Origin of the sequence: Streptomyces sp. NPDC051452 (assembly GCF_044454765.1) — a bacterium.
Taxonomy (GTDB): Bacteria; Actinomycetota; Actinomycetes; order Streptomycetales; family Streptomycetaceae; genus Streptomyces.
Window position 1 is genome coordinate 64515 of record NZ_JBITEB010000020.1, and the last position, 26431, is coordinate 90945.

The 26431-nt window shown below is 72.7% G+C and carries 26 protein-coding genes and 1 pseudogene; 15 read left to right on the forward strand and 12 right to left on the reverse strand.

Going from position 1 to position 26431, the window contains the following annotated elements; all coding sequences use genetic code 11:
• Positions 1 to 48: 48 nt before the first annotated feature.
• The 3 genes and pseudogenes from ACIBA9_RS33390 to ACIBA9_RS33400 form a co-directional block, all read left to right on the forward strand.
• A pseudogene (locus ACIBA9_RS33390) lies at positions 49 to 213 on the forward strand (MarR family transcriptional regulator); the annotation flags it as partial.
• Between the two features lie 170 nt (positions 214 to 383).
• Complete coding sequence (locus ACIBA9_RS33395; protein ID WP_399368953.1) at positions 384 to 1283, forward strand: esterase/lipase family protein; 900 nt, start codon at positions 384 to 386, stop codon at positions 1281 to 1283.
• Positions 1284 to 1538: 255 nt separating this feature from the next.
• Complete coding sequence (locus ACIBA9_RS33400) at positions 1539 to 1997, forward strand: GNAT family N-acetyltransferase (RefSeq protein WP_399368955.1); 459 nt, start codon at positions 1539 to 1541, stop codon at positions 1995 to 1997.
• Between the two features lie 15 nt (positions 1998 to 2012).
• On the opposite strand, the gene ACIBA9_RS33405 is transcribed toward ACIBA9_RS33400, so the two are convergent.
• The 3 genes from ACIBA9_RS33405 to ACIBA9_RS33415 all read right to left on the reverse strand — a co-directional run bounded on the left by ACIBA9_RS33405 (position 2013) and on the right by ACIBA9_RS33415 (position 3795).
• The gene (locus tag ACIBA9_RS33405; protein ID WP_362160714.1) at positions 2013 to 2147 is read right to left on the reverse strand and encodes a hypothetical protein; all 135 of its coding nucleotides are present in this window, start codon (positions 2145 to 2147) and stop codon (positions 2013 to 2015) included.
• Positions 2148 to 2384: 237 nt separating this feature from the next.
• Positions 2385 to 2885 carry a DUF402 domain-containing protein gene (locus ACIBA9_RS33410; RefSeq protein WP_399368957.1) on the reverse strand — a complete coding sequence of 167 codons (501 nt, stop codon included), beginning with the start codon at positions 2883 to 2885 and terminating at the stop codon, positions 2385 to 2387.
• Positions 2866 to 3795 (reverse strand): GNAT family N-acetyltransferase, encoded by a 930-nt coding sequence (locus ACIBA9_RS33415; RefSeq protein ID WP_399368959.1) that lies wholly within the window; start codon positions 3793 to 3795, stop codon positions 2866 to 2868. The genes ACIBA9_RS33410 and ACIBA9_RS33415 overlap by 20 nt, the downstream gene beginning before the upstream one ends.
• Positions 3796 to 3867: 72 nt before the next feature.
• Between ACIBA9_RS33415 and ACIBA9_RS33420 the strand changes: the two genes are divergently transcribed.
• Positions 3868 to 4236 (forward strand): GntR family transcriptional regulator, encoded by a 369-nt coding sequence (locus ACIBA9_RS33420; protein ID WP_393900676.1) that lies wholly within the window; start codon positions 3868 to 3870, stop codon positions 4234 to 4236.
• 258 nt (positions 4237 to 4494) lie between these two features.
• Here the strand turns inward: ACIBA9_RS33420 and ACIBA9_RS33425 are convergent, their stop codons facing one another.
• Together ACIBA9_RS33425 and ACIBA9_RS33430 are read right to left on the reverse strand one after the other, a co-directional pair.
• Entirely contained in the window at positions 4495 to 5268 is a 774-nt protein-coding gene (locus tag ACIBA9_RS33425) for a DUF72 domain-containing protein (RefSeq protein ID WP_399368961.1), read from the reverse strand.
• 36 nt (positions 5269 to 5304) lie between these two features.
• On the reverse strand, positions 5305 to 6399 hold the full coding sequence (locus tag ACIBA9_RS33430; protein WP_362160727.1) for a DUF5925 domain-containing protein: 1095 nt from the start codon (positions 6397 to 6399) through the stop codon (positions 5305 to 5307).
• Between the two features lie 295 nt (positions 6400 to 6694).
• Here ACIBA9_RS33430 and ACIBA9_RS33435 point away from each other — a divergent pair, with 295 nt between their 5' ends.
• Positions 6695 to 7498, forward strand: a complete 804-nt coding sequence (locus ACIBA9_RS33435) for an SGNH/GDSL hydrolase family protein (protein WP_362160730.1) — start codon at positions 6695 to 6697, stop codon at positions 7496 to 7498.
• A gap of 98 nt (positions 7499 to 7596) precedes the next feature.
• On the opposite strand, the gene ACIBA9_RS33440 is transcribed toward ACIBA9_RS33435, so the two are convergent.
• From ACIBA9_RS33440 to ACIBA9_RS33450, 3 genes are all read right to left on the reverse strand, one after another.
• Positions 7597 to 9213, reverse strand: a complete 1617-nt coding sequence (locus ACIBA9_RS33440; RefSeq protein ID WP_399368964.1) for a nickel/cobalt transporter — start codon at positions 9211 to 9213, stop codon at positions 7597 to 7599.
• Positions 9210 to 10679 (reverse strand): tetratricopeptide repeat protein, encoded by a 1470-nt coding sequence (locus tag ACIBA9_RS33445; RefSeq protein ID WP_399368965.1) that lies wholly within the window; start codon positions 10677 to 10679, stop codon positions 9210 to 9212. Before ACIBA9_RS33445 ends, ACIBA9_RS33440 begins: the two co-directional genes overlap by 4 nt.
• A 103-nt stretch (positions 10680 to 10782) precedes the next feature.
• Positions 10783 to 12321 carry a DUF4331 domain-containing protein gene (locus ACIBA9_RS33450; protein ID WP_399368966.1) on the reverse strand — a complete coding sequence of 513 codons (1539 nt, stop codon included), beginning with the start codon at positions 12319 to 12321 and terminating at the stop codon, positions 10783 to 10785.
• A 158-nt stretch (positions 12322 to 12479) separates the two neighbouring features.
• On the opposite strand from ACIBA9_RS33450, the gene ACIBA9_RS33455 reads away from it, so the two are divergent.
• The 3 genes from ACIBA9_RS33455 (at position 12480) to ACIBA9_RS33465 (ending at position 14314) form a co-directional block, all read left to right on the forward strand.
• On the forward strand, positions 12480 to 13073 hold the full coding sequence (locus ACIBA9_RS33455) for a sigma-70 family RNA polymerase sigma factor (RefSeq protein ID WP_362160740.1): 594 nt from the start codon (positions 12480 to 12482) through the stop codon (positions 13071 to 13073).
• On the forward strand, positions 13070 to 13918 hold the full coding sequence (locus tag ACIBA9_RS33460) for an anti-sigma factor domain-containing protein (protein ID WP_399368968.1): 849 nt from the start codon (positions 13070 to 13072) through the stop codon (positions 13916 to 13918). The genes ACIBA9_RS33455 and ACIBA9_RS33460 overlap by 4 nt, the downstream gene beginning before the upstream one ends.
• Before the next feature lie 126 nt (positions 13919 to 14044).
• A complete protein-coding gene (locus tag ACIBA9_RS33465; protein ID WP_345048959.1) occupies positions 14045 to 14314 on the forward strand; it encodes a hypothetical protein in 270 nt (89 codons plus the stop codon).
• A 58-nt stretch (positions 14315 to 14372) separates the two neighbouring features.
• Here the strand turns inward: ACIBA9_RS33465 and ACIBA9_RS33470 are convergent, their stop codons facing one another.
• The 4 genes from ACIBA9_RS33470 to hmgA form a co-directional block, all read right to left on the reverse strand.
• On the reverse strand, positions 14373 to 15569 hold the full coding sequence (locus tag ACIBA9_RS33470; RefSeq protein WP_399368971.1) for a CaiB/BaiF CoA transferase family protein: 1197 nt from the start codon (positions 15567 to 15569) through the stop codon (positions 14373 to 14375).
• 157 nt (positions 15570 to 15726) lie between these two features.
• Positions 15727 to 16881 (reverse strand): type ISP restriction/modification enzyme, encoded by a 1155-nt coding sequence (locus ACIBA9_RS33475; RefSeq protein WP_399368973.1) that lies wholly within the window; start codon positions 16879 to 16881, stop codon positions 15727 to 15729.
• A 25-nt stretch (positions 16882 to 16906) separates the two neighbouring features.
• Entirely contained in the window at positions 16907 to 17656 is a 750-nt protein-coding gene (locus tag ACIBA9_RS33480; RefSeq protein WP_399368975.1) for a GntR family transcriptional regulator, read from the reverse strand.
• 45 nt (positions 17657 to 17701) lie between these two features.
• On the reverse strand, positions 17702 to 19015 hold the full coding sequence (gene hmgA / locus ACIBA9_RS33485) for a homogentisate 1,2-dioxygenase (protein ID WP_399368977.1): 1314 nt from the start codon (positions 19013 to 19015) through the stop codon (positions 17702 to 17704).
• A gap of 215 nt (positions 19016 to 19230) precedes the next feature.
• Between hmgA and ACIBA9_RS33490 the strand changes: the two genes are divergently transcribed.
• The 7 genes from ACIBA9_RS33490 to ACIBA9_RS33520 all read left to right on the forward strand — a co-directional run bounded on the left by ACIBA9_RS33490 (position 19231) and on the right by ACIBA9_RS33520 (position 26334).
• Positions 19231 to 19803: a hypothetical protein gene (locus ACIBA9_RS33490; protein WP_399368979.1), complete on the forward strand. Its 573-nt coding sequence runs from the start codon at positions 19231 to 19233 to the stop codon at positions 19801 to 19803.
• A gap of 64 nt (positions 19804 to 19867) precedes the next feature.
• On the forward strand, positions 19868 to 20485 hold the full coding sequence (locus ACIBA9_RS33495) for a TetR family transcriptional regulator (protein ID WP_399368981.1): 618 nt from the start codon (positions 19868 to 19870) through the stop codon (positions 20483 to 20485).
• Between the two features lie 173 nt (positions 20486 to 20658).
• A complete protein-coding gene (locus ACIBA9_RS33500; RefSeq protein WP_399368983.1) occupies positions 20659 to 22143 on the forward strand; it encodes a CitMHS family transporter in 1485 nt (494 codons plus the stop codon).
• Positions 22144 to 22315: 172 nt separating this feature from the next.
• Positions 22316 to 23008: a hypothetical protein gene (locus ACIBA9_RS33505; protein WP_399368985.1), complete on the forward strand. Its 693-nt coding sequence runs from the start codon at positions 22316 to 22318 to the stop codon at positions 23006 to 23008.
• On the forward strand, positions 22995 to 23708 hold the full coding sequence (locus ACIBA9_RS33510; protein WP_399368987.1) for a class F sortase: 714 nt from the start codon (positions 22995 to 22997) through the stop codon (positions 23706 to 23708). Before ACIBA9_RS33505 ends, ACIBA9_RS33510 begins: the two co-directional genes overlap by 14 nt.
• Positions 23709 to 23847: 139 nt before the next feature.
• Positions 23848 to 25236, forward strand: a complete 1389-nt coding sequence (locus ACIBA9_RS33515) for an aldehyde dehydrogenase family protein (RefSeq protein ID WP_399368989.1) — start codon at positions 23848 to 23850, stop codon at positions 25234 to 25236.
• A gap of 15 nt (positions 25237 to 25251) precedes the next feature.
• The gene (locus ACIBA9_RS33520; RefSeq protein ID WP_399368991.1) at positions 25252 to 26334 is read left to right on the forward strand and encodes a Zn-dependent alcohol dehydrogenase; all 1083 of its coding nucleotides are present in this window, start codon (positions 25252 to 25254) and stop codon (positions 26332 to 26334) included.
• Positions 26335 to 26431: the final 97 nt, after the last annotated feature.

Consider the following 26431-nt stretch of genomic DNA (forward strand, 5'->3'; position numbering starts at 1 on the left):
CAGCCGGAAGATCTCCTCCCGGGTCACGGTGTGTGGGTGACGGGCCCGGTCGACGAGATCGTATGCAAGGGGTATGCCGAGCGGCGGCCCCATCCCGAGGGCGCGCGGGCCCGGCTGGTCGTGTCGACCGCGCGCGGGCGGGTCTGCAAGTGCGCGCTACGGGACGGTTTGGCGCGGCCGGCTCTCGGGGGCCCGATCAGGCCCGCCTGGTGACGTGTCATCAGCGTGCCGGTGACGCGCCGGTTATCACTGGAAGTTTTTACTGACGCGTAACTTCACACTTGCACTACTCGCTCGTAACTTGACGAGTGAACAGCATCCTCGTGATCCGGATCACAGGGTAAGGCCGTCGAACCTCCCTTGAGCCGCAAGGAGATCACCCGATGCTGCCCTGGAAGAGATTGCTCAGACCCGTCGCCGCACTGCTCCTGACCGCCGCGGTCGCCGTCGTACCCGCCGCCACCGCCCAAGCCGCCGCCACCGCCCAAGCCGCCGCCACCGCCCAAGCCGCCGCCACCGCCCCGAGCAGTGGCTGGAACGACTTCTCCTGCAAGCCCTCCGCCGACCATCCCCGCCCCGTCGTCCTCGTCCACGGCACCCTGGGCAACTCGGTCGACAACTGGCTCTCCCTCGCCCCCTACCTGGAGGACCGCGGATACTGCGTCTACTCCGTCGACTACGGCCAGCTGGCCGGTGTCCCGCTCTTCCACGGCCTCGGCCCCATCGACAAGTCGGCCGAGCAACTGTCCACCTACGTCGACCAGGTGCTCGCCGCCACCGGCGCCGCCAAGGTCGACCTGGTCGGCCACTCCCAGGGCGGCATGATGCCCCGCTACTACCTCAGGTTCCTCGGCGGCGCCGCCAAGGTGAACGCCCTCGTCGGCATCGCCCCCGACAACCACGGCGCCACCCTGAGCGGGTTCACCAAACTGCTCCCGTACTTCCCCGGCGCCGAGGACCTGATCAAGGCCGGCACCCCCGGCCTGGCCGACCAGCTCCCTGGCTCCGAGTTCCTCACCAAGCTCAACGCGGGCGGCGACACCGTACCGGGAGTGCACTACACCGTCCTCGCCACCCAGTACGACGAGGTGGCCACCCCCTGGCGCAGCCAGTACCTGAACGGCCCGGACGTCCGCAACCTCCTGCTACAGGACTTGTGCCCGCTCGACCTCTCCGAACACGTGGCGATCGCCCTGCTCGACCGGATCGCCTTCCACGAGGTGGCCAACGCGCTCGACCCGGCCCACGCCAAGGCCACCACCTGCGCCTCCGTCTTCAACTGACGCACGGCGGGTCCTGTCCGGCCTGAGCCGCCGGACAGGCCCCGCGCCCCTCGGTGGCGCCGGCCGCCGCCCACCGCGCGCCGCCGGACCGACAGCGCGGTCGGGGATCCCGTGGGTGATCAGAAGCTAGCCCCACGAGCGCGTGGAATCGCCTGCCGAAGGCGAGTGGAGGAGATCCTTATGGTGCCGTTAAGGGGGCGCTCAGCCTGGGCTCAGGTAGACGGTGCGTGGGGCATGATCGAGGACATGCACGCCATGACCGATGAGGGAACCGAGCGGGTCCGGGCGGCCGTCGCCGGGGACGTGTCCGCCGTGCGAGCCGTGACGGACGCGGCCTATCGCCCCTACGTCGAGCGCATCGGCGTGGTACCGCGGCCCATGGAGGCCGATCACGCGGCGGACGTCGCCGGCGGCAAGGTGTTCGTCACCGGGGAACCCGTCGTCGGTCTCGTGGTGGTCGAGGTGCTCGCCGACCACCTGTTCCTGGACAGCATCGCCGTCCACCCCGACGCCCACGGCACGGGCGTCGGGCGGCGGCTGCTGCACTTCGTCGACGCACACGCGCGTGCGCTGGGGCTCGACGAGATCAGGCTCTACACCAACGCGATGATGTGGGAGAACCAGAAGATCTATCCGAAGTACGGGTACGAAATCGTGGAACGCCGGGTCGACGGCCCCTACGACCGGATCCACTACCGCAGACGGCTGGGCTGACCGGCCCGGGGCGCCCTACTCCTCGGGCCACCAGACGCGTGCGATGTCCCTGCGCACCTCCGGACGCCCCGCGGGGCGCTCCTCCGCCTCTTCGCGGATCCGGCGGCCGTCCGTCCTCTTCAGGGGCTTCTGCACGGTCGTACGGCGCATGGCTGCCTCCTTGGGTGCCTACCGGGTTCCGTGATGCCACAGAGGTAGACGTGTTCGGCGAGGGTTCCTCATCGGTGCCGGGATGTCAGTGGCGGCTGTCACGTCCGCGCTGTCAGTGGCCTGTGTCACTCTCTGTGCAGAGGGGGGAAGGCGAGTACTGCGGTGCGGGTGCCCCGTCAGGGCGCCGAAATGCCCCCGCCCGGGACCGGACGTCCGGGGCGCGGAAGGCCTGGGCTGTCAGGCCAGGAGCTCCTCGAAGCCGCCCTCGCGGGCCAGCCCCTCCAGCTCGTCGAGCGCGGCCATGGCGGCGGACGCCGCCCGCGGATCCCTCGTGGCCAGCCCGCTCTCGGCGAACTCGTCCTCGTCGAGACGGCGTACGTCCGAGCCGTCGGCGGAGCGCCACAGGTCCAGGTCGAGGTCCTCCACCACCAGCTCCGTCCCGGAGACGACCGCGGGGCGGGTGATGTCGCAGTACCAGCCCTTGACCCGGCCGTCGGCCGCGCGGACCTCCTTCACCGCGTACCAGCGGTGGCGCCAGTAGTACTCGGTGAACACATCCCCCGGCCCGAAGCGCACGAAGCCGAAGTCGCGGACGCCCGAGCCCGCCCAGGGGGCCCGGACGACGACCCGCTCGCCGTCGTCCCCGAGCAGCTCGGCCGGATACCGGATCTTCGTGCGCCCCGCCTTGACCAGCACGACCTCCCACCGGGCCGCCATGTCAGCCGAGATCGCGGACATAGCGCACCTCCGCCGCGCACTCCTCGTATCCGAGCCACTTGTTGATCGCGATCATGGGGCCGTTGCCGGTGTCGTTGCCCGTGAACGCCTCGGTGACGCCGGCGGCACGGGCCCGGTGCAGACCGTGGACCTTGGCGAGCTTGGCCAGGCCGCGGCCGCGGTGGGCGCGCGCGGTACCGGTCATCGCGGTGGAGTAGCGGGTGCCGCCGTCGGTGTAGGCCACGGTGAAGGCGGCGGGCCGGCCGTCGACCACGGCGACCGTCGTCAGCTCCCGGTCGAGCAGCGGATGCCGCCAGGTCTCCGCGAGCCAGGCCTCGTAGTTCGTGAACTCGTTGGAGACATCGCTCGGCTCGTCGCGCATCGTCTCCGCGTCCAGCTCGAACAGCGGCCGGGGATCGTCCGCGAAGTCGGCGCCGGTCCGCAGTTCGACCCCCGGTGGGATCTCCGGCGGGGGAGGGAGGGTGCCGTTCGCCAGGTCGAGCCGGAGGAAGCGGGCGCAGCGGCCCCGCCGGTAGCCGCGCCGCTCGGCGAAGGCACGGTTCGGCGCCGCGTCGAGTGCCCAGGCGAACAGCCTGGTCGCGCCCTGCTCCGCCAGGTACTCCTCGGCGACCCGGACCAGCAGCCGGCCGGCGCCGCGGCCCGTGCGGTCCGGGCGGACGTAGACGTTCAGACAGCCCTGGCCGGGCTCGGGGCCGTCGGGGACGAGGTGCACCTGGGCCGTTCCGATCACCTCGCCGTCCTCCTCCGCGACCAGCGGACGGTACCGGGCGTCGGGATGCACGTGGACGGCCATGTGCCGGACCGACTCCGGGGTGAACAGGATGTACGGCAGGGCGAGACGGCGCACCCGGGCGAAGCCCTCGGTGTCGGCCGGGACGTCCGGGCGGAGGTCGCGCACGATCACGGTCATGGGCAGGCACCGTACGCGGCGGGTACCGCGGTATGCCCCTCATTTTCCGCCGGGTGCGGGACAATCGCCGGTGTGAGCCTGAAGATCCATATCGACGACAGCGCGCCCCCGTACGAACAGGTGCGGGCGCAGATCTCCCAGCAGGCGCGGTCCGGGGCGCTCCCGGTCGGGTACCGGCTGCCGACCGTGCGGGGGCTCGCCGAGTCCCTGGGCCTCGCGGTGAACACGGTGGCCAAGGCCTACCGGGCGCTGGAGGGCGACGGGGTGATCGAGACGCGGGGACGCAACGGCACGTTCGTGGCCGCCGCGGGCTCGGCCGCCGAGCGCGAGGCGTCCTCGGCCGCCCAGGCCTACGCGGAGCGGGTACGGCGTCTGGGCCTGGGGGAGGCGGAGGCGACGGCCGCCGTACGCGACGCCCTGCGGGCGGCCTACGGCGGGTAACGTACGCGACGCCCTGCGGGCGGCCTACGACGGGGTAGGGGCCGGCGAGGCCGGGCGGAGAGCAGGCGCTGTGCCTCCGGAGGCACGGAGAACCGCCCCCACCCGCTCACGACCCCAACGCACCCCGCGCCCGCGACGCACCCTTGAGACCCAACGCATGCCCAGGACCGCGACGCCACCGCACCGCACGCTCACGGCCGCGACGCACCCCGCACCCCGCACCCCGGCTAACGGCCTCGACGCACCCCGCACCCAGGCTCACGGCCGGGCTTCCGCGGGCTCCGGCGTGCGCGTCACCGTCAGCCCCGCCCGGCGCGCCGTCCGCCCGAACGCCACCGCGTCCCGCACCGCCGCGCCCCCGGGGTCGTTGTTGAAGTACGCGTACACGTCCTCCCCGTCGGACCATGTCGTCGCGATGCGGTCGACCCAGGTCTCCAGGCAGCGGCGGCCGTAGCGCGGCCAGGGCCGGGCGCGCCCCTGGTGGAAGCGGACGTAGCCCCAGTCGGCGGTGCGCCACAGCGGGGTGACCGGGCGGGCCAGGACATCGGCCCAGCACAGGGCGGCTCCCCGGCACCGGAGGACCGCGCGGACCTCCGGCGTCCACCAGGAGTCGTGGCGTGGCTCGACCGCGACCCTCGTCCCGGCCGGGAAGCAGGCCAGGCAGGCGTCCAGCAGTGCCGGGTCGGCGCGCAGGGTGGGCGGGAGCTGGAGCAACACCGGTCCCAGCCGGTCTCCCAGGCCCGCCGCGTGGGTCATCAGGCGGTGCACCGGTTCCGCCGGCTCCTTCAGGCGCTTGATGTGGGTCAGATAGCGGCTTGCCTTCACCGCGACCACGAAGTCCGGCGGGACCCGCTCACGCCAGGCCGCGAAGTTCTCCCGTGAGGGCAGCCGGTAGAACGCGTTGTTGACCTCCACGGTCTGGAACAGCCGTGTGTACTCCTCCAGCCACAGCCGCGCCGGGACCCCGGCCGGGTAGACGAGGCCCCGCCAGTCCTTGTACTGCCACCCCGAGGTGCCGACGAACAAGGTCACCACACCATCAAAGCACTACGGGTACCGGCGGGCGCATTACAGGTACAGGCCCGCGTCCGCGCCTTCCCGGGCCCCCGGCACCGAGGTCGGCGTCGTGCCCCGGCGCAGCGCGTACAGCTCGGCGAGGGTGGCCCCGTCCCGGCCGACGCCCTCCTCGGTACCCAGCCAGTCCACCGCCTCCTGCCGGGTCAGCGCGCCCACCTCGATCCGCGCCAGGCAGCGGCCGGGACGGACCACCGCGGGGTGCAGTCGCTCAAGGTCCTCGTTGGTGGTGACGCCGACCAGGACGTTGCGGCCCTGGCCGAGCAGGCCGTCGGTGAGGTTCAGCAGCCGGGACAGGGCCTGGCCGGCCGTGTGCCGGGCCTCGCCGCGGATCAGTTCGTCGCAGTCCTCCAGCAGCAGCAGCCGCCAGCGGCCCTTGCCGGCGCCGTCGTCCTCGCCGATTGCGATGTCCATCAGATAGCCGACGTCGGAGAAGAGACGTTCCGGGTCGAGCACGCAGTCGACCTGGCACCAGTCCCGCCAGGAGCGGGCCAGGGTGCGCAGGGCGGAGGTCTTGCCGGTGCCGGGCGGCCCGTGCAGCAGGAGCAGCCGGCCGGCGATGTTCTCCGGGGTCGTCGTCATCAGCTGGTCCATCGCCTCGGCGACCGGCGCGGTGTAGTTGGGCCGCACCTCGTCCCAGGTGCCGGCGGAGATCTGGCGGGTGGTGCGGTGCGGCCCGCGCCTCGGGGAGACGTACCAGAACCCCATCGTCACGTTCTCGGGCTGCGGTTCGGGCTCGTCGGCGGCGCCGTCCGTGGCCTGGTCGAGGATCCGCTTGGCCAGTTCGGCGGTGGTCGCGGTGACCGTCACGTCCGCGCCGCGGTTCCAACGGGACACCAGCAGGGTCCAGTCGTCGCCCTCGGCGAGGGTGGCGCTGCGGTCGTCGTCGCGGGCGACCCGCAGCACGCGGGCCCCGTCCGGCACCAGGGTCGCCCCGGAGCGCACCCGGTCGATGTTCACCGCGTGCGAGTACGGCTGCTCGCCCGTCGCGAAGCGGCCGAGGAACAGCGCGTCGACGACGTCGGACGGCGAGTCGGAGTCGTCGACGTGGAGCCGGATCGGCAGAGCGTCGTGCGGGTTGGCAGACATGCCGCCATGATCCGGCACGGACGCACTCCGCGCACGGTATTTCCGCCGCCAGTCCCGGGTGTTCCCGGACCACTCCTCCGGGTGTTCCTCCGATGCCCCCGGCATCGGGGACGGCACGGGAGGGAACCGTAATTGACGGGATGTCAACCACCCTGACGCACGCGGCCACTAGATGAGCAGTGAACGTTTTGCGCTGATCCTGTTGAGCCTGCGAAATTCTTGGCATGGACACTTCCCGTCAATGCGCGTAGTTGGTACGACAGTTACGGCAGAGATCCTGCTAAAGGGAGGTTCCATGAGACGTTCCCGACTTACCGGATTCGTGACCTCGCTCCTCCTCGCCGCCGGCCTCGGTCTCACCGGGGCCGGCTCGGCACAGGCGTCGACCGCCGCGACCGGTGGCTACGTGGCCCTCGGCGACTCCTACTCCTCCGGAGTGGGATCCGGCAGCTACATCAGCTCCAGCGGCGACTGCAGCCGCAGCACGAAGGCGTACCCGTACCTGTGGAACGCCGCCCACAGCCCGTCCTCGTTCGCCTTCAACGCCTGCTCGGGCGCCAAGACGGACGACGTCCTCGCCAACCAGCTCGGCTCGCTGAACTCCTCCACCTCGCTGGTGTCCATCACCATCGGCGGCAACGACGCCGGTTTCGCCGACGTCATGACGACCTGTGTGCTCCAGTCCGACAGCGCCTGCATCTCCAAGATCAACACGGCGAAGGCGTTCGTCACGAGTACGCTGCCCGGCAAGCTCGACACCGTCTACAACACGATCAGCGCCAAGGCCCCCTCCGCCCGGGTGGTCGTCATCGGCTACCCCCGCTTCTACCTCCTCGGCCAGAGCTGCCTGGGCCTCTCCGAGGCCAAGCGGACCGCGATCAACGACGCGTCCGACCTCCTCAACGCCACCACGAAGACTCGCGCCACCGCCCACGCCTTCGTCTTCGGCGACGTCCGCACCACCTTCTCGGGACACGAGATCTGCTCGTCGAACTCCTGGCTGCACAGCGTCAACTGGCTCAACATCGGCGAGTCGTACCACCCCACCGAGGCCGGCCAGTCCGGCGGCTATCTGCCCGTGCTCACCAACGCCGCCTGACACCCCTCCGGGCTCGCCCGCGAAGGTGAAGCGCACCCACTGCGGAACCAAGAGAGGCGGAGGCCCCTTCACGGGGTCTCCGCCTTCGCGCGTGCGTCTCAGCCGACCGCGGCCGCGGCGCCCTTGAGTACCAGGCCGACGCCCAGCGCGAGGACGAGCACCGCGGACCCGAGCGGCAGGGTGCGGCTCACCAGCATGGTCAGCGGGTGCGTGCCCCAGCGTGGGCGCCGCTCCAGGATCCGGTTCGCCCCCGAGCCCAGCCGGACGACGGCGAATCCGGCCGCGGTGAGCGTCAGCGCCAGACCGGCGCCGTACGCGACGACCAGCAGCAGTCCGAACCAGGCCTTGCCCAGGGCCGTCGCGCCGACCAGCACGACCACGGCCGACGGGCTCGGCACCAGCCCGCCGGCGAACCCGAGCAGGAGCGTGCCGCGGAGCGTGGGCGCCGTGGGGTGGCTGTGGGTGTGGCCACCGTGCGTGTGCACCACACCGCCGTCGCCGTGAGGACCGGGCCGTCCGGAGGGGGCGGGGTGGCGGTGGGGGTGGCCGTGCCCGGCACGCCCGGCCTCGTGGCGCGCCCCGGCCAGGGCCAACGGACGCTCCCCGAGACCCTGGTGCGAGTGCGAGTGCGAGTGCGAGTGCGAGTGCGGGTGCGGGTGCGAGTGGGCATGCGCATCCGCACCCGCTCCGGCGGGCGTCCGGTTGCGCCAGGCCCGGCGTACGAGGGTGGCGCCGGCGAGCAGGACCAGGGCGCCGCTCGCGATGCCCAGCCAGGCGATCACCGAGGGCGTGGCGGCGGAACCGGCCGTGACGAGCAGGCCCAGGGCGACCACGCCGAGGGTGTGGGTCACCGTGACCGAGGCGGCCAGGGGCAGCACGTCCCGCAGCCGGGACCGGCCGCCGCGCGCCGCCGCCGTGGCGGCCATCAGCGTCTTGCCGTGTCCCGGGGCGAGCGCGTGCAGCGCGCCCAGGCCGACCGCGACGAGCAGCGCGAGCGCCGCGAAGCCGACGGTGAGGTCGTGGCGGGCCACCAGGCCGTCCAGGGCCCGGGTCCAGCGGTCGGCGCCGCGGGGCAGCACCGCGGCACCAGGTGCGTCCTGCCGCTCCCGCGCGAGCGCCGGGCCGCCGGCACGCGCACGCAGGGTGGCCGTCGTGGTGTGGACCGGGGAGGACAGCAGGTCCCGGGGATACACGGTCAGTTCGTGCGTGACGGAGGTGCGCGGAACGTCCGCCGCGGTGAGCGTCATCCGATCGCCGCGTGCGGTGATCTCCCGCCAGCCCGGCCCACCGGTGGCACCGGCGCCGCGGAAGCGGAGGGCCACGACGCCCCCGCGCGGCAGCGCGGCGGTCAGCCGGCACTCGACGCGGAGGGTGTTCAGTCCGGCCTGGCCGGGGCGTGTCCGGGCCGTGCCGCCGACGGCGGTCAGGGCGGTCCGGTGCCCGTCGACGGTGAGTTCGCTGCCCTCGGCGGCCTGGGCGCACCGCTGCCGGGCCCACCGCCCCGGGCCCAGCCGCTTCAGGTCGGGTCCGGCCTGGGTAGCCGGGATCTCCGCGAGATCCTCCACATGCTCGACTCGGAGCCGTCCCTCCGCCACGACCAGACCGTCGTAGCGGTTGACGGTGAAGTTGCCCAGGGGATGCGCGCTCGCGGCACCGGCCGGCAGGACCACCAGGACGCACAGGGCGAGGAGGACGAGGAGCGGACGCGGCCTCACCGCTCACCTCGCAGCTGCGCGCGGGCCCGCGCGGCGCCCAGTGGGGAGAAGCCGGGGTTCAGCCGCAGGGCCGAGGCCAGCGAGGAGCGGCCGGCCGCTCGGTGGCCCGTGGCCAGTTCGATCGTGCCGCGGTGGTAGAGGAAGGCGGCGTTGCGGTAGCCGGTGGCCGTGGCCCGGCGGGCGTAGGGCAGGGCCTCCGCGTCGCGCCCCTCGGTGTGCAGGGCCCAGGCGAGGGCGTCCGCCGTGTGCACGGTGTGCCGGCGGATCCATTCGGCGCGGGCCGCCCGCAGCGCGGCAGCCCGGTCGCCGTGGTCGGCGGCGGCCAGCGCGGTGTCGAGATCCGCGTCGACGCCGTTGGCCCTGGCCAGTGCGATCCAGGCGTCCACCAGGGCGTACTGCCGGTGGGCCCGTGCCCGGTCGCCGGCCGCGCCCCGGGCCTCGTACAACTCGCCCAGTTCCACGAGCGGGCCGGGCAGCGGGTAACGGGAGACCACCGTCTCCATCCCCTTGATCGCGGCGGAGCGGTCACCGCTCGCCGCCTGCACGCGTGCCCGGCCCTCCAACGCCGGCAGATAGCCGTCGTCCGCCGTGAGCGCGCGGGTGTAGTAGCCGCGCGCCGACCGGTAGTCGCCCTGGTTCCAGGCGAGTTGGCCGAGCTGGGCGGCCACGTACGCGGTGTCGCCCGGCGAAGTGGCCACGGACAGCGCCTGTTCGAGGACGCGGCGGGCCGTGCTCACGTCGCCGCGCAGCTCGTGCACGTACGCGTAACGGGTGAAGACCGGCACGCCGGGCCGGCGCGCGTCGGCGGTCCCGGCGGTCTTCGACGCCTCGGCGTACCGGCCGAGTTCGACCAAGGCGTCGATCCGGGAGGACAGCGCGCGCTCGCTGTACGGGTTCTGCCGCAGGGCGCGGTCCGCGTAGGTCAGGGCGCCCTTGAAGTCGTGCCGGGCGGCGGCGAGGGCCGCGCGCCCGGCGAGCGCCTGGTCGTTGTCCGGGGCGGTCGCGAGGGAGCGTGCCAGCGCCTTCTCCGCCTGCGGGTACCGGGACGGGTCGCCGTTGGTGCGGGCCTGTTCGACGTAGGCCAGCCCGAGGGTGGCCCAGCCGCCGGAGTCCTTGGGCTGCGCCCGCAGATGCGCCTGCAGGGCGCTGATGCTCGCGTCCAGGTTCTTGCCGCCCAGGACGCCGGGGTCGACGGCGTCGGCGGCGGCCGGCACCGACACCGACGCCGGTGCGGGATCCGTGCCGAGGGCGAGCGCACCACCGGTCATCGCCAGCGCGACCAGGGCAGCCCACCCGACGATCCGTCCGGCCCGCCGGGGCCGCCCGAGGGGGTTCGGTGCGGTGTCGTCCGGGGGCGGGGGAAGGAGGGTGGAGCGGGCCGGTGCGGCCGGTGTTCCGGTCTCGTCCCGCGGTGGGCCGCCGGCCCGCCGTTCGCCGGCCTCGTCGTCGTTCGTGCGCGGGGACATGGCCTCTCCTCGGTCGCCTGCTGATGTCGGAAGGGGAAGGAAGGCGCGGCCCGCCGTGGGGGAGCGGAGCGCGGGCCGCGCCGGTCTCGGTGGGACGCGCCGGTCAGTACGGGCGCTGCAGGCGCCGGCGCCACCAGGCGAAGGCGGTCCCGATCAGCAGGATCCCGGCCGCGCCGGAGGCCGCCGAGGCGGCGATCAGCATGGTGTCCGAGGAACCGCCGGAGGAGCCGGCCGGCCGCAGGGCGTCACCGAGCTGGCTGCGCACGTCCACGCCCGTGGTCGTGCCCTTGGCGAGCCGGCCGCGCGAGCCGGCCGTCGGCTCGGCGACATAGGGGAAGTGCGACTCGAACTTCTTGTCGTTCTTGTCGACCGCGTCCCCCAAGTCGTTCTTGGAGCCGACCAGTTCGCCCTCGACGACCTGGAGTGCCTCGTCGATCACGTCGTCGGTGAGCCGGCGCCCGTTCGGGAAGCCCGCGTTGTCGCCGTCGAGCACGCCCAGCCGCTTGGGATGCATGCTCGGCCGGATCGAGGTGTTCAGCCGCAGTTCCTCGGCGGGCTTGCCGTTCGGCGGCTGGTTGAGACCCTTGACGCCCTTGAGGAAGACGTCGACGAGGTCGTTGCGCGGCTCGGTGGGCGCCTTGATCTTGTAGATGGACTCGATGAGCTTCGGCAGCTCGGGGGCGGTGACGTTCTTCAGGAACTGCGCGTCGTAGGCGGGCTGGGACGCGTTGAACCTGTCCTTGTCCTTCTGCGGGTTGACGACCTCGTTGACCAGCGGGTTGCCCAGGCGGGAGACCTGCGCGTAGGAGCCCTGCGCGGTGCGGCGCTGGGTGGTGGACCAGATGCCCACGACCGGCTGGCCGGAGGACTCGCGGATCAGGTCGTTGGGCACCTGGAGGGCGATGGTGTTGACGTTGTAGCCCTTGAGGGTGTCCCGGCCGACCTCACTGAGGTTCCCCCCGTACAGCAGGTCGAAGACCCGCAGATCCGCGAAGAACGGGTCGTCGGCCTGCCCGGCGAAGGTCGTGGCGCCGGCCGCCGTCTTGTAGACGGCCTGCGACCGCAGCTTGCCGTAGTCCGGCATGGACGCCTTGCCGACGTCGGACGGCGCCACCGGCACATCGTCGGCGAGCTTCGTCCTCGACACCTCGTGCTCGTTCTTCGAACGGATGAGGTCGAGGTCGTAGGTCTGCGTGATGTTGAGGTCGGGATCCGCCAGATTCGAGACCGGTCCGGTGTTGTAGAGGAAGGTGTCCCCGTTCTTCCTGTGGGTCGTGAAGGTGTAGCGGAAGGTCAACTCGCTGTGCGCGTCGCCGTTGTTGTCGACGTGGAGGTCGTACTGGGCGTCGTCCGCGAAGGTGTAGAAGTTCGGGCCGCCCGCCGGCTCCTCGAACGGGATCCAGTCGCCCACGATCGTCGTCGTGTCGGGCTTGTCCGGGCTGACGAAGGCGTACAGGTCCGTGTTGTCGTACTGGGGGGTCCCCGAGATCAGCGGGGCCTCCCGATGGGAGGAGGCGGAGGCCGCCCCGGGGGCCAGCGCGCCGACTCCGGCGGCCGCGAGCCCCGCGGCGGCCAGCGCCCCGCAGATGAGGGTGACCAGGCCCGAGCGCCCCGCGCCACTCCTGGGGAAAAGAGGTGTCATGCCGTCCGTCCTCAGTGCCGAATTGCCTTTGACGGACGGTGATACGGAACGGAGTGCCCGATCGGTTTGGTCGGCCGGCGAAAAACTTTTCCTTGCTCCGCGACCCGCTTTTTCGGCCCGCTGATCCGTATCACCTCGGGGAGGTGTGTGCGGTGCGGATGCGCGGTACGCGAGGAAGACCCGGCTGCGGCCACGGTGAGGGGGCCCGGGCGACGGCCGACGAACTGCTGGTGCTCGTGGCGGACGGCGACCAGCGGGCGTTCGAGGAGCTGTACGGGCTGGTGTCCGGGCCGCTGTACGGACTGGTACGACGGGTGGTGCGCGACCCCGCCCAGTCCGAGGAGGTCGCCCAGGAGGTGCTGCTCGAACTGTGGCGCTGCGCAGCCCGGTTCGACCCCCGCCGCGGCAGCGCCCTGTCCTGGATCCTCACGCTCGCCCACCGCCGCGCCGTCGACCGGGTGCGCAGCGCCCGCGCGGCCGGCGAACGCGAGCAGCGCGAGGCGTCACGGGCCGGGGAGCCCGCGTTCGACCAGGTCGCCGAGGAGGTCGAGGCGGGCCTGGAACGCGAGTGGGTGCGCCGCTGCCTGAACCGGCTCACGGCGCTGCAACGCCAGTCGGTGACCCTCGCCTACTACGACGGCTACACCTACCGCGAGGTGGCCGAGCGGCTCTCGCTGCCGCTCGGCACGGTCAAGACGCGGATGCGTGACGGACTCTCCCGGCTGCGCCACTGCCTGGGAGGTGCCGTATGAGCTTCCTCGGCGGCCTCCGGCGCCCGGGCGACCCGCACTCCCTGGCCGCGCCCTACGCGCTCGACGCCCTCGAACCCGAGGAGCGGCGCCGCTTCGAGAAGCACTTGCGGGGCTGCGACCGCTGCGCCGCCGAGGTGCGGGACCTGGCCGAGGACGCCGTGCGCCTCGCCTGGTCGGCGGCCGTTCCCGCGCCCGCCGCCCTGCGCGACCGGGTCCTGGCCGCCGTCCGCGACACCCCGCAGGAGCGGGTACCGGCGCAGGGTCGGGGACGGAACCGGGAGCGGGGGCCGGCCCGGGAGCGTACGCCCCGGCTGCCGCCGTACGTCTGGGGTGCCCAGCCCCCGCCGGGTCGCTCCCGCCCGCCCCGTACCCGTCCCCTCCTCGCGCCCTTCACCATGCTCACGGCCACGGCGGCCCTCGTCGTCGCCTCGCTCTTCGCGGTCCAGGCGCACCGCACCGAGGACCGGCTGGACGCCGAGCGGGCCAGGGCACGTGACATCGCCCACGTTCTCGCCGCGACGGACGCCCGCGCCACGAACGGCGAGGACGCGCGGGGCCGCCGTATCGGAGTGATCGCTTCCGCCTCGGAGCGGGAAGCCGTCGTCACCCTCAGCGGATACGGCACCCCGTCCGGCGGGCGCGTACACCAGCTCTGGCTCATGCGCCCAGGCGCGCATCCGCGCTCCCTCGGGCGCTTCGCGGGCGACACGCCCTTGGTCGCGAAGGGGATGGACACCTCCTCGACGTCACTCGCTGTGACCGTCGAGCCTGACGGGGGATCAGCGCAACCCACCAGCCAGCCGCTTGTCCAACTCGGCCTGAAATCGGTTGGATTCGGAGAGTAGTCAACGAAGGATGGTCAACCGCCTTACAGGGAAGGTGAATCCTGTGGCCGAGATACACGCGTGCCCGCCCGGGGCGATAGGGTTACCCTGCCCGGGCCGGGTGGACTCGTACGGGTGGGGAGTGACATGGAGCAGATAACAGTGCGCAGCAGGGCCAGGGTCCCTGCGATCACCTGCGGAAGCAGCGCGACCAGTTCGCGCCTCGACCGCCATCTGTCGGTACTGGCGGGTCCCGCCATACCGCAACGGGAGACGATCGAGGCGACCTCGCTGATGCGCGAGCTGACGGCGCGTGACTCCGTGCACGAGCGCAGTGACCGAGGCCGGCGGGTCAGCCGTGTCTCGCTCTTCGCGCCACTGCGCCGGCTGCGCCGCTCGCTGTTCGGCGGCCACTGACCGCTCACCCGACGGCCACCGACCCGCGCCCCCCGGAGCCCGTCCGGGGTGCCCGTGGTCAGGCCGCCACACCGTCCCGGCGCAGCGCTGCGATCTCCTCGGCTGTCATCCCCACGGCACACAGCAGCGCATCGGTGTGCTGCCCCAGTGCGGGCACGTCACCCATCCGTGCCTCCTCACCGCCCGGCAGCGTGAGGGGAGGCAGCAGCGCCCGCAGCGGCCCGACCGGCGATCCCACCTCGCGCCACCGCCCTCGGGCCGCCAGCTGCGGATGCGCGGCCAGCTCGTGCAGATCCCTCAGCCGCGCACAGGCGATACCCGCCTTCTCCAGCCGGGCCAGCGCCTCGTCGGCGTCCAGAGTCCCCAGCGCACCCGCGACCAGCTCGTCGGTCCGCTCCCGGTTCGCCACCCGCGCCGCGTTCGTCGCGAACGCCGGGTCCGCTCCCAACTCCGGCCGTTCTATGACCTGTTCGGCCAGCCGGCGCCACTCCCGGTCGTTCTGCACCGACAGCAGTACCCGGCCGCCGTCCGCCGTCGGGTAGGCGTCGTACGGGGCGATGACGGCGTGCGCGAGCCCGGTGCGCGCCGGTGGCTCACCCCCGTGCATCGCGTGGTGCAGCGGATGCCCCAGCCACTCGGCGAGCGCCTCCAGCATGGACACCTCGACCGGGCCGCCCCGCCCGGTGGTCCCGCGCCGCACCAGGGCCGCCAGCACGCCCGAGAAGGCGTACATGGCCGCCGCGATGTCCGCCGCCGGGATCCCCGCCTTCACCGGCCGCTCGGGCGTCCCCGTCACCGACACCAGCCCCGCCTCGCACTGTACGAGCATGTCGTACGCCCGCTTGTCCGCGTACGGCCCCGAGCCGCCGTAGCCCGAGATGTCCACGGCGATCAGCCGCGGGTGCGCGGCGCACAGCGTGGGCGCGTCGAGGCCGAGCCGGGCCGCGGCCCCGTGCGCGAGGTTCTGCACGAACACGTCCGCGTCCGCGATCAGCCGCCGTACGACGTCGAGACCGCGGGGATCCTTCAGGTCCAGGGCGAGGGACTCCTTGCCGCGGTTGCACCACACGAAGTGCGAGGCGAGCCCCGCGGCCGCCGTGTCGTAGCCGCGCGCGAAGTCGCCGCCGTCGACCCGCTCCACCTTGACGACCCGGGCGCCCAGGTCGGCGAGCTGCCGGGTCGCGAAGGGCGCGGACACGGCCTGTTCGACGGCGACGACGGTGATGCCCTCCAGGGGCAGCGGAAGATGATCCATGAGGTGGATGATCCCCGGCGGCGCCGCTCGTGTCAGCAGCGGGTCACCGCTGCCCGTGCGCGTGCCGGCCACCCTCGGGCAGGCGACGCGGACCGAGTGGTCCTCGACGCGTTCGCACCGCGCCGATCGGACGGGTGCGCCGGGCCCCGCCGCCGCCCTAAAGCAGGGCGAACTGTCCGTCCGGACCCTCTTCCTGGTGGTCCAGGACCGAGGCGGGCCGGCGGGACGACTCGGGTACCGGCAGGACGCCCGCCCGCCGCAGTTCGGCCGCCGTCACCGTCGACGTCGGCGGCGAGCCGGACCACGGGCGCCGTACCTCCGCCAGCAGGGCCAGGACCGTGATCAGCTCCAGCAGCTCCGACGTCCAGCTCTGCGGCCAGGCCGCCGGGCGGATCGCGGCGAGCGTGCCCGGCTCGGCCGGGGCCGTGCGCACCGCGAACCAGGCCTCCAGGACCCGCACCCCGGCCACCTGGTGGTCCCAGGCTTGCGGCGGGACGGGGGAGACGCGGCCCTCGTCGATGTGCAGGGTCTCCTCGTCGCGGTCGTAGCGCAGGGCCACGGGACGGTCGGGCAGGGGCGCGCGGACGTAGGGGCGCCGGCCGCCGGGCAGCTTGGGGCGCTCGCCGTCGCGGCACATCAGCCACAGCATGCGCCGCCCCGACTCCACACCCGCGGACCACAGTTCCCGGTCGTCGGTCAGCGGCACGGTGAGGTCCGCGCGGACGGCCGCCAGGATCCACGCCAGCACGTCCGTCGCCGTGGGGCGGTCGCCCAGACGGGCCGACAGATGGTCCAGCAGGCCCGGCGCCAGGTTCGGTTCCGTGCCGCCGGGGCGCCGGTGCAGCGGGCGGACGCGGCCCGCGCGCAGGAGGGGCAGCAGCGGGGTGGCCAGCAGCGGAGCGTCGGCGTCTCCCGTCTCGACCGTGAACACCTGCCGCGCGTCCGCCACCCGCCACAACTCAGGGCGGGCCGCGTCGATCAGCCGGTGGTCCGGGATCAGCCACTGCTCGTCGAAGGGCGCCGCCAGCACCCGCACCGGTTCCGCGCAGCGGCCCTCGGCGCGCGCGAGCCGCCGCGTGTCGGACGACTGGCCGGGCAGCTGGCCCACGGCCGAGTGTGGCGTGCGGGCGCGGGTCGGCTGGAACAGCACGGTACGGTCCGGACCCTCGGCCTTCAGCAGGGCGTCCCAGCGGGCCTTCAGCGAGGCCGGGTCGGGTGCCGTCGGCCAGGTGCGGCCGAGCCGCAGCGGTGCGACGGACCACGGCATGAGGTCCGCCAGCGGCGGAGCGTCGTCGTGCGTCACGCAGGGCATGGTACGGCCTGACCGGTGCCCGGGATCAGGTCGCGTCCAGCGTGACGGTGAACGAGAACCGGTCGCCCCGGTAATGGATGACCGCCACGTCCAGCACCCGCCCTTCGGCGTCGTACGTGACGCCGGTGTAGTGCAGGATCGGGCTGAGCAGCGGGACCTGGAGCAGTCGCGCGGTCTCCGGATCCGCGAGCCGCGCCTCGACGGTGTCCGTGATGCGGCTGATGTCCGCCTTGACGATGTCCCGGAGGACCTTCGTCATCGGCCAGCGGACCAGATCCTCCGGGTCGATCCGCGCGGCGAGTTCGGGCCGCACGTGGTTGACGGCGTGGTTGGTCGGCTCGCCGGTCTTCTCGTCGCCGCGCAGCCGGTGGTACGTCGCCACCTCCGCGAGACCCGGGAAGTACTCGGCGATCCCGGCGGGCACCGGCGTGCGGCCGTGCTCCAGCAGTTCGGTGGTCATGCCGGACTGCTGGGCCACGATCGCGTCGACCGAGCCCAGCAGTCGCACGGGGGCCCCGCGCCGCACCCCGGGCTCGATGAACGTGCCGCGCCGCCGGTGCCGGGTGATCAGCCCCTCGTCCTCCAGCTCCTTCAGCGCCTGTCGCATGGTCAGCACGCTGACGCCGTAGTGCTCCGCCAGCTGCTCCTCGGTGGGCAGCCGCAGCGGATCCCGCGGCGAGCGGCCGAGTATCGAGGCGCGCAGCGACTGCGACACCTGGTACCACAGCGGCAGCTTGCGGTTCAGGACGATCGAATCCGGGGCGAAAGAGGTCACGCGGCTATCCGTACCTGTCCGGTCGTGTTCGGCGCAACGCGGGCGTCACGATGGCCTGAAGTGGCGCTCCAGGCCCTGCCACACGTCGTCGTAACCCCGCTGGAGATGGTCCGCGCCGGCCGCGCCCGGGGTGAGCGTCACCGGCCAGCGGGTCTCGAACATGAACGCCAGCCCGTCGTCGACCCTCTGCGGCCGCAGCTCGGCCGCGCTCGCCCGGTCGAAGGTCTCCCGGTCCGGGCCGTGCGCCGACATCATGTTGTGCAGCGATCCGCCGCCGGGCACGAAGCCCTCCGCCTTGGCGTCGTACGCGCCCTCGATCAGGCCCATGTACTCGCTCATCACGTTCCGGTGGAAGTACGGCGGCCGGAAGGTGTCCTCGCCCACCAGCCAGCGCGGTGCGAACACCACGAAGTCGACGCCGGCCAGGCCCGGGGTGTCCGACGGGGAGGTCAGGACCGTGAAGATCGACGGGTCCGGGTGGTCGTAGGAGATGGTGCCGATCACATTGAAGCGACGCAGATCGTAGACGTAGGGCACATGGTTCCCGTGCCAGGCGACCACATCGAGGGGGGAGTGGTCGTAGGTCGCCGTCCAGAGGTTGCCGCAGAACTTGTTCACCACCTCCACCGGGCCCTCGACGTCCTCGTACGCGGCGACCGGCGCCCGGAAGTCCCGTGCGTTGGCCAGTCCGTTGGCGCCGATGGGACCGAGATCGGGCAGCTGGAACGGCGCCCCGTAGTTCTCGCACACATAACCCCGGGCCGACTCGTCCAGCAGCTCCACACGGAAGCGCACCCCACGCGGAATCAACGCGACGTGTGCGGGCTCCACATGGAGCCGCCCGAACTCGGTGTGCAGCAGCAGCCCGCCCCGCTCCGGCACGATCAGCAGCTCCCCGTCGGCGTCCGAGAAGACCCGCTCCATGGAGGCGTCGGCGTGGTAGAGGTGCACGGCCATACCGGTGCGCTGGGTCGCGTCGCCGTTGCCCCCGAGCGTCCACAGTCCGGCCAGGAAGTCGGTCCCGGCGGGCGGCTGGGGCAGCGGGTTCCAGCGCAGCCGGTTGGGGTCGGGCACCGTCTCGGTGAACGGCGCCGTGCGGATCGCGCCGCCCGCGGTACGGGTGAACGCCGGATGCGCGGCCGACGGCCGGATCCGGTACAGCCAGGAGCGGCGGTTGTGCGCCCGCGGCTCGGTGAACGCCGTACCGCTCAGCTGCTCCGCGTACAGGCCGAGTGGTGCGCGCTGCGGCGAGTTGCGGCCCTCGGGCAGGGCACCCGGCACCGCCTCCGAGGCGTGTTCATTGCCGAACCCGGTCAGATACGACAGTGCCTCGGCGGTCTTCCGTGCGTCCCCGCTCATGATCGCTCCCTTGCGCGGTCCTGATTCCTGCCCACAGCTGATTCCTATGCGACACCGTAGGAATGCGGGAGGCGGCGCGCAAGGGGGATCCGCCCCCGCCGCGCGCATCGCGCCCGCACTCGGCCCATATGCCCCATGAACTCAGCCGGAGGGACGAGGAGAACCAGACCTGAGGGGGATCCGGGGAGCCGGGACGCTGACCTAGTCTGCCGAGCATGTCGTGGACGTCGTGGAGACGCGGACCGCTCGTCACCCTCGCGGCCTGCGTCCTGCTGCCCTGGACGCTGGCCGGCTGTACGGGCGGTGAGGCGCACGGGCACGGCGGCACGCCCTCGCCCTCCGCGGTGGGCAAGGTGCTGGACGGCACCGACGACACCGGCCGCCGGCTGCGCGAGGTCGCCGCGAAGGAAGCGCCGCAGGTCGGCGTCGAGGTGATCCCGGACTCCGGCGGTGGTTGGGACGTCCGGCTGACCTTCCACCGCTTCCACTGCTCGGCGCCGGGAACCCGGCCCACGGCGGTCACCGGACGCGGACTCGCCCACCTCTTCGTCGACGGCCACCGGATCGCCCGGCTGCACGGCCCCGGGTACCGCCTGCCCGACCGCCTCGTCCCGCGCGGCACCCACCACGTCACGGTGCGGCTGTACGCCGACGACGGCACCGTGTGGGCCGTGCGCGGCAAGCCCGTGCAGAGCACCGCCGACATCACCGTGTCGGGACCGGGGGATCCGGCGGCGGACCCGGCGGAGCCCTCCGGCGGGACGGCCATCCCGCCCGCCGGCGGCTGAGTGCGTCGGCCCCCCTTCTCCGTACTGCCGGGAGAGGTTCACCCGACGGACGCGGAGAGGCATCATGAAGCCCGTGCCCCACGCGACACCCCTCCGCCGCGCGCCCGTCCAGCGGCGCAGCGCCGAACGCCTCACCAGGATCCTCGACGCGTGCGCCGAACTCCTGGACGAGGTCGGCTACGACGACCTGACGACCCGTGCGGTCGCGCTGCGCGCCGGCGTGCCCATCGGCTCGGTCTACCGGTTCTTCGGCAACAAACGGCAGATGGCCGACGCCCTCGCCCAGCGCAACCTGGAGCGGTACACCGAGCGCGTCGGCGAGCGGCTGCGGCAGGCAGGCGAGGGCGGCTGGCGGGCGGCGATGGACGCCGTCCTGGACGAGTACCTGGCCATGAAGCGCACCGCGCCCGGGTTCTGCCTCGTCGACTTCGGCAACCAGATCCCGGTCGGCGTGCGCCAGGCCGAGCCCAACACCCGCTTCGTCGACCGGCTCACCGTCCTACTCTCCGGCTATCTCGACCGCACGCCCGACGAGAATCTGCGCCGGGTCTTCCTGGTCGCCGTCGAGAGCGCCGACACCCTGGTCCAACTGGCCTTCCGGATGGACCCGCAGGGCGACGAGGCGATCATCGAGGAGACCCGCGCGTTGCTGCGGGCGTACCTCGGGCGCGTGCTCGACTGACGCACGGCCGCTCCCGACTCCCGCCCCCGCTTCTCTCGCACGCCTCTGACCTGGAGTTTTGCGCTTATTGCTCGCACGTCAACATCTTGTTAACGCCGGACGACGAGACCTAACGTCAACGCACCGCCGACACCCAGGTGGGATGTTCAAAGGCGAACGTTAGGTATCCACTCATGCTGACCATCCTCGGCTTCGCCATGATCGCGACCTTCCTGGTCCTGATCATGCTGAAGAAGATGTCGCCGATCGCGGCGCTCGTGCTCGTCCCCGCGCTGTTCTGCGTGGCCGTAGGCAAGGGGCCGGGCCTCGGCGGCTACGTCATCGACGGCGTCACCGATCTCGCCCCCACCGCGGCGATGCTCATGTTCGCGATCGTCTACTTCGGCGTGATGATCGACGTCGGCCTGTTCGACCCGATCGTGCGGGGCATCCTGAGGTTCTGCAAGGCCGACCCGCTGCGCATCGTCGTCGGCACCGCGGTCCTCGCCGCGATCGTCTCCCTCGACGGCGACGGCTCCACCACCTTCATGATCACCGTCTCGGCGATGTACCCCCTCTACAAGCGCCTGAAGATGTCCCTGGTCGTCATGACCGGCGTGGCCGCCATGGCCAACGGCGTGATGAACACGCTGCCTTGGGGCGGGCCGACCGCCCGTGCCGCCACCGCGCTCAAGGTCGACGCGAGCGACATCTTCGTCCCGATGATCCCCGCCCTGGCCGTGGGCCTGGTGTGCGTCCTGGCCCTCGCCTTCGTCCTCGGCCGCCGCGAGCGCAAGCGGCTCGGCGTGCTCACGCTGGACGAGGCGCTGGTGGAGGAGACCGTCGGCCAGGAGACGGTGCTGATCGGCGCCGGCTCAGGCACCGGCACCGGCGCCGGCTCGGGCGTCGGCTCCGGCGTCGGAGCCGACGCCGGCTCAGGCACCGGCACTGGTTCCGGCGCGGGTGCCGGCGACGCGGCCGGCATCGGCGCGCGGCTGCCCGAACCGTCCGTGGAGGAGGGCTTGAAGGGCGACGGGTTCCAGGGGCTCGACCAGAACCGGCCCACCCTGCGACCCCGGCTGTACTGGTTCAACGCCCTCCTGACGGTCGTGCTGCTCACCGCCATGATCATGGAATGGCTGCCGATCCCGGTGCTGTTCCTGCTCGGCGCCGCGCTCGCGCTGACCGTCAACTTCCCGCACATGCCCGACCAGAAGGCCCGCATCGCCGCCCACGCGGAGAACGTCCTCAACGTCTCCGGCATGGTGTTCGCCGCCGCCGTCTTCACGGGTGTCCTACAGGGCACCGGCATGGTCGACCACATGGCCGCGTGGCTGGTCGACAACGTCCCCGCCGGCATGGGCCCGCACATGGCCTTCGTCACCGGCGTGCTGAGCATCCCGCTCACGTACTTCATGTCCAACGACGGCTTCTACTTCGGCATCCTGCCGGTGCTCGCCGAGGCGGGCCACGCGCACGGTGTCTCCTCGCTGGAGATCGCCCGCGCCTCGATCGTCGGCCAGCCCCTGCACATGTCCAGCCCGCTCGTCCCCGCCGTGTACGTCCTGGTCGGCATGGCCAAGGTCGAGTTCGGTGACCACACCAGGTTCGTGGTGAAGTGGGCCGCCCTCACCTCACTGGTGGTCCTCGGCGCGGGAATCCTGTTCGGCACCATCTGACCGCGCGGGAGGCGTCCGGGCGGTCAGATGGTGCGGGCATCCGGAATTGCGCCACACGGGCGATATCTGACGGCGCGCCGGGCGTCGCTGCCGCGCGCCGCGCGACACATGGCGGAGAGTCCAGGCGAAAGAGCGATTTGTATGAAAATCGTCTGAACTAGGAGGATTGCGCATGCCCACCATGACGCTTCCACGTGCCGTCGGCTCCCGCGCGGGCGCCACAGTCGTCCTCACCGCACTCGCCGCGGCGGGGGCGTCATGGGTGGCGGCGCCGAACGCGGCTGCCCAGGGGGAGAACGGCGACATCAGGATCCACCGGGAGGGCGTGCCCTTCGGTGTCTCCAAGGACGACCCGTCGGTCTGCCGGTTCTATCTGGACGCGGTCAACTTCGACATCCTGCCCACCATCGCCTACACCATTACGCCGCAGCCTCCGCTGCCCACCGCGGCCACCGTGGCAGGCACCATCCAGCTCGCCGGCGGCGCCGGGCACACCGACCCGCTCGGGCTGGCGGACGGACAGTACAAGCTCACCTGGATCGTGGCGGGTGCCCCCAAGGAGAAGGTGTTCCGGGTCAACTGCCACGACGGCAAGCAGGACGGGGCGCACGGCCCCGGCGGCCAGATCGAGGATCACCAGCAGGACCACCAGCAGGATCACCAGCAGGACAACGGGGGCTGGGGTCAGGGCGGCCAGGACGGCCAGGGCGGCCCGAAGGGCGGTGTGCACGCGGGCGGTGGCGGACTCGTCGACACCGCCGCCGCGTACTCGCCGGTGGGCGCGGCGGCGGCGGTCGGTCTCGTCGCGGTCTGCGGTGCCGTGTACTTCCGGCTGATCCGCCGGCGCCCCCATGGTGCCGCGTAGGCGCGGACGCAGGCCCTGGCACCGGACCCGTGCCTACCGTCTGACCAGAACGGCCCTGCTGGTGTTCGTCCTGGTGACGGTGGGCAGGCGGTGCGGCGGGCACGGCTCCCCGGCCGTGCCCGGCCAGGCGGGCGAACCGGGCACGGCGGTGGCCGCGGGGCCGCACTCCGCCCGGGCGGACGGGCGAGGCTCGGGCCGCAGGGACTCCGGAGCGGACCGTTCCGCCCCGCCGCCCCGCCCACTGACCCGGTCCCGGCCCACGACGTTCCGCATCCCCTCCCTGGGGATCGACGCCCCGGTGACGGGTCTCCGGCTCGACGGGAACCGGCAGTTGGAGACGCCGCCCGTGGATCAGCCGAAGCTGGTGGGCTGGTACGAGGGCGGCCCCACGCCGGGCGAGTCGGGCGTCGCGGTCGCCGTCGGCCATCGCGACACCGCGACCGGACGCGCCGTGTTCGCCGGGCTCGCCCAGGTCAAGGCCGGCAAGCCGATCGAGGTCCGGCGGGCGGACGGGCGTACCGCCGTCTACGCCGTGGACCGGATCAAGGTATTCGACAAGACGGACTTCCCGGACAAGGAGGTCTACGGCCCGGTCCGGCGCCCGGAGCTGCGGGTGATCACCTGCGGCGGCCTCTTCAGCCGGCGGACGGGCTACACCAGCAACGTGGTGGTCTTCGCCCATCTGACCGCGACCAGATGACGGGCCGGTGCGGGCGCCCCCCCCCGCACCGCGCACCCCCGACGCCTTCGACGCTTCCACGGGGTCACCTCTGGCGCCAGAAAACTAACATCGCTAGTTTGTGTGCCGGACGACGCAGCCCCGTCGAGAGGGAAGCAGCATGAAGGCACACGACGGCCTGTACATCGACGGCGCCTGGCGCCCGGCCGGGAACCAGGACGTGATCGAGGTCGTGAATCCGGCCGACGAGCAGGTCATCGCCCGCGTCCCGGCGGCCGGCGCCCCGGACGTCGACACCGCCGTACGCGCCGCGCGCGCCGCCCTGCCGGCCTGGGCCGCCACGCCCCCGGCCGAGCGCGCGGCGCGGCTCACCGCGCTCCGCGACATCCTCGCGGCCCGCAAGGACGAGATCGCCGAGACCGTCACCGCCGAACTGGGCTCCCCGCTCGCGTTCTCCCAGGCCGTGCACGCCGCCCTGCCGATCGCGGTCGCCGGTTCCTACGCCGAGCTGGCCGCCGGCCTCTCCCTCGAGGAGAAGGTCGGCAACTCCACCGTCCTGCGCGAGCCGGTCGGCGTGGTCGGCGCGATCACCCCCTGGAACTACCCCCTCCACCAGATCGTCGCCAAGGTCGCCCCGGCGCTCGCCGCGGGCTGCACGATCGTCCTCAAGCCGGCCGAGGACACCCCGCTGACGGCCCAGCTGTTCGCCGAGGCGGTGCACGAGGCGGGCGTACCGGCCGGTGTGTTCAACCTGGTCACCGGTCTCGGGCCGGTCGCCGGCCAGGCCCTCGCCGAGCACCCGGGCGTGGACCTGGTCTCCTTCACCGGCTCCACGGCGGTCGGCAGGCGGATCGGTGCGCTGGCCGGCGCCGCCGTGAAGAGGGTGGCCCTGGAACTCGGCGGCAAGTCCGCCAACGTCGTCCTGCCGAGCGCCGATCTGGCCAAGGCGGTCAACGTCGGTGTCGCCAACGTGATGTCCAACTCCGGCCAGACGTGCAGCGCCTGGACCCGCATGCTGATCCACCGCGACCGTTACGACGAGGCCGTCACGCTCGCCGCCGCTGCCGCCGCCAAGTGCGGCGACCGTATCGGCCCGGTGGTCAGCGCCAAGCAGCGGGACAGGGTGCGCGGTTACATCGAGAAGGGCATCGCCGAAGGCGCCCGGCTGGTCGCCGGAGGGCTCGAACCGCCGCGCGAGAAGGGCTACTTCGTCAGCCCGACCGTCTTCGCCGACGTCACTCCCGACATGACCGTCGCCCAGGAGGAGATCTTCGGCCCGGTCCTGACCCTCCTGCGCTACGACGACGAGGAGGACGCCCTGCGCATCGCCAACGGCACGGTCTACGGCCTCGGGGGCGCCGTGTGGGCCGGCGACGAGTCCGAGGCGGTAGCCTTCGCCCGCCGTATGGACACCGGTCAGGTGGACATCAACGGCGGCCGGTTCAATCCCCTCGCGCCCTTCGGCGGCTACAAGCAGTCCGGAGTGGGCCGGGAACTCGGGGAGCACGGACTCGCCGAGTACCTCCAGACCAAGTCCCTCCAGTTCTAAGGGAGTCCGACAGTCATGGCCGTACGAGCCGCCGTCCTGCCCGCCATCGGCGCCCCCCTGGAGATCACCGGCGTCGACCTCCCCGAGCCGGGCCCCGGCCGCGTCCGGGTCCGCCTCGCCGCCGCGGGCGTCTGCCACTCCGACCTCTCCCTGTGCGACGGCACCATGCGGGTACCGGTGCCGGCCGTCCTCGGCCACGAGGGCGCCGGCACCGTCGTCGCCGTGGGGGAGGGCGTCAGCGATGTCTCGCCCGGGGACCCCGTCGTCCTCAACTGGGCCCCGTCCTGCGGCACATGCCACGCCTGCTCGCTGGGCGAGGTCTGGCTGTGCGCCAACGCCCTCGGCGGTGCCGGCGACGTCTACGCCCACACCGCCGACGGCACCGCGCTGCATCCCGGCCTGAACGTCGCCGCGTTCGCCGAGGAGACGGTGGTGTCCCGGTCCTGCGTGCTGCCCCTGCCGGAGGGCATCCCGCTCACCGACGCGGCCCTCCTCGGCTGTGCCGTCCTCACCGGCTACGGGGCCGTCCACAACTCGGCCAGGGTCCGGCCCGGCGAGACGGTCGCCGTCTTCGGCGTCGGCGGAGTCGGACTCGCCACCCTCCAGGCGGCGCGGATCGCGGGCGCCTCGCGCGTCATCGCCGTGGACGTCTCACCCGGCAAGGAGGAGCTGGCCCGAGCGGCCGGCGCCACCGACTACGTCCTCGCCTCCGAGAACACCCCCCGCGAGATCCGCGCTCTCACCGGCAAGCAGGGCACCGACGTCTCGATCGAGTGCGTGGGCCGCGCCGTCAGCATCCGCGCCGCCTGGGAGTCCACCCGCCGGGGCGGCCGCACCACGGTGGTCGGCATCGGCGGCAAGGACCAGCAGGTGACCTTCAACGCCCTGGAGATCTTCCACTGGGGCCGCACCTTGTCCGGCTGCGTCTACGGCGACACCGACCCGGCCCGCGACCTGCCGGTGCTCGCCGAGCACGTCCGCGCGGGACGCCTGGACCTGTCGGCGCTGATCACCGAGCGGATCGGCCTGGAGGACATCCCGGCGGCCTTCGACAACATGCGTGCGGGCAAGGGCGGCCGGTCCCTGATCGTCTTCTGACGCCGACTTCCGACGCCGAAACACCCCACCCGCGCCCTGGCGGGTGCCGGGAGGCGGGTGCCGGGAGGCCGCGCGACCGGCCCCGGCACCCCGCCCG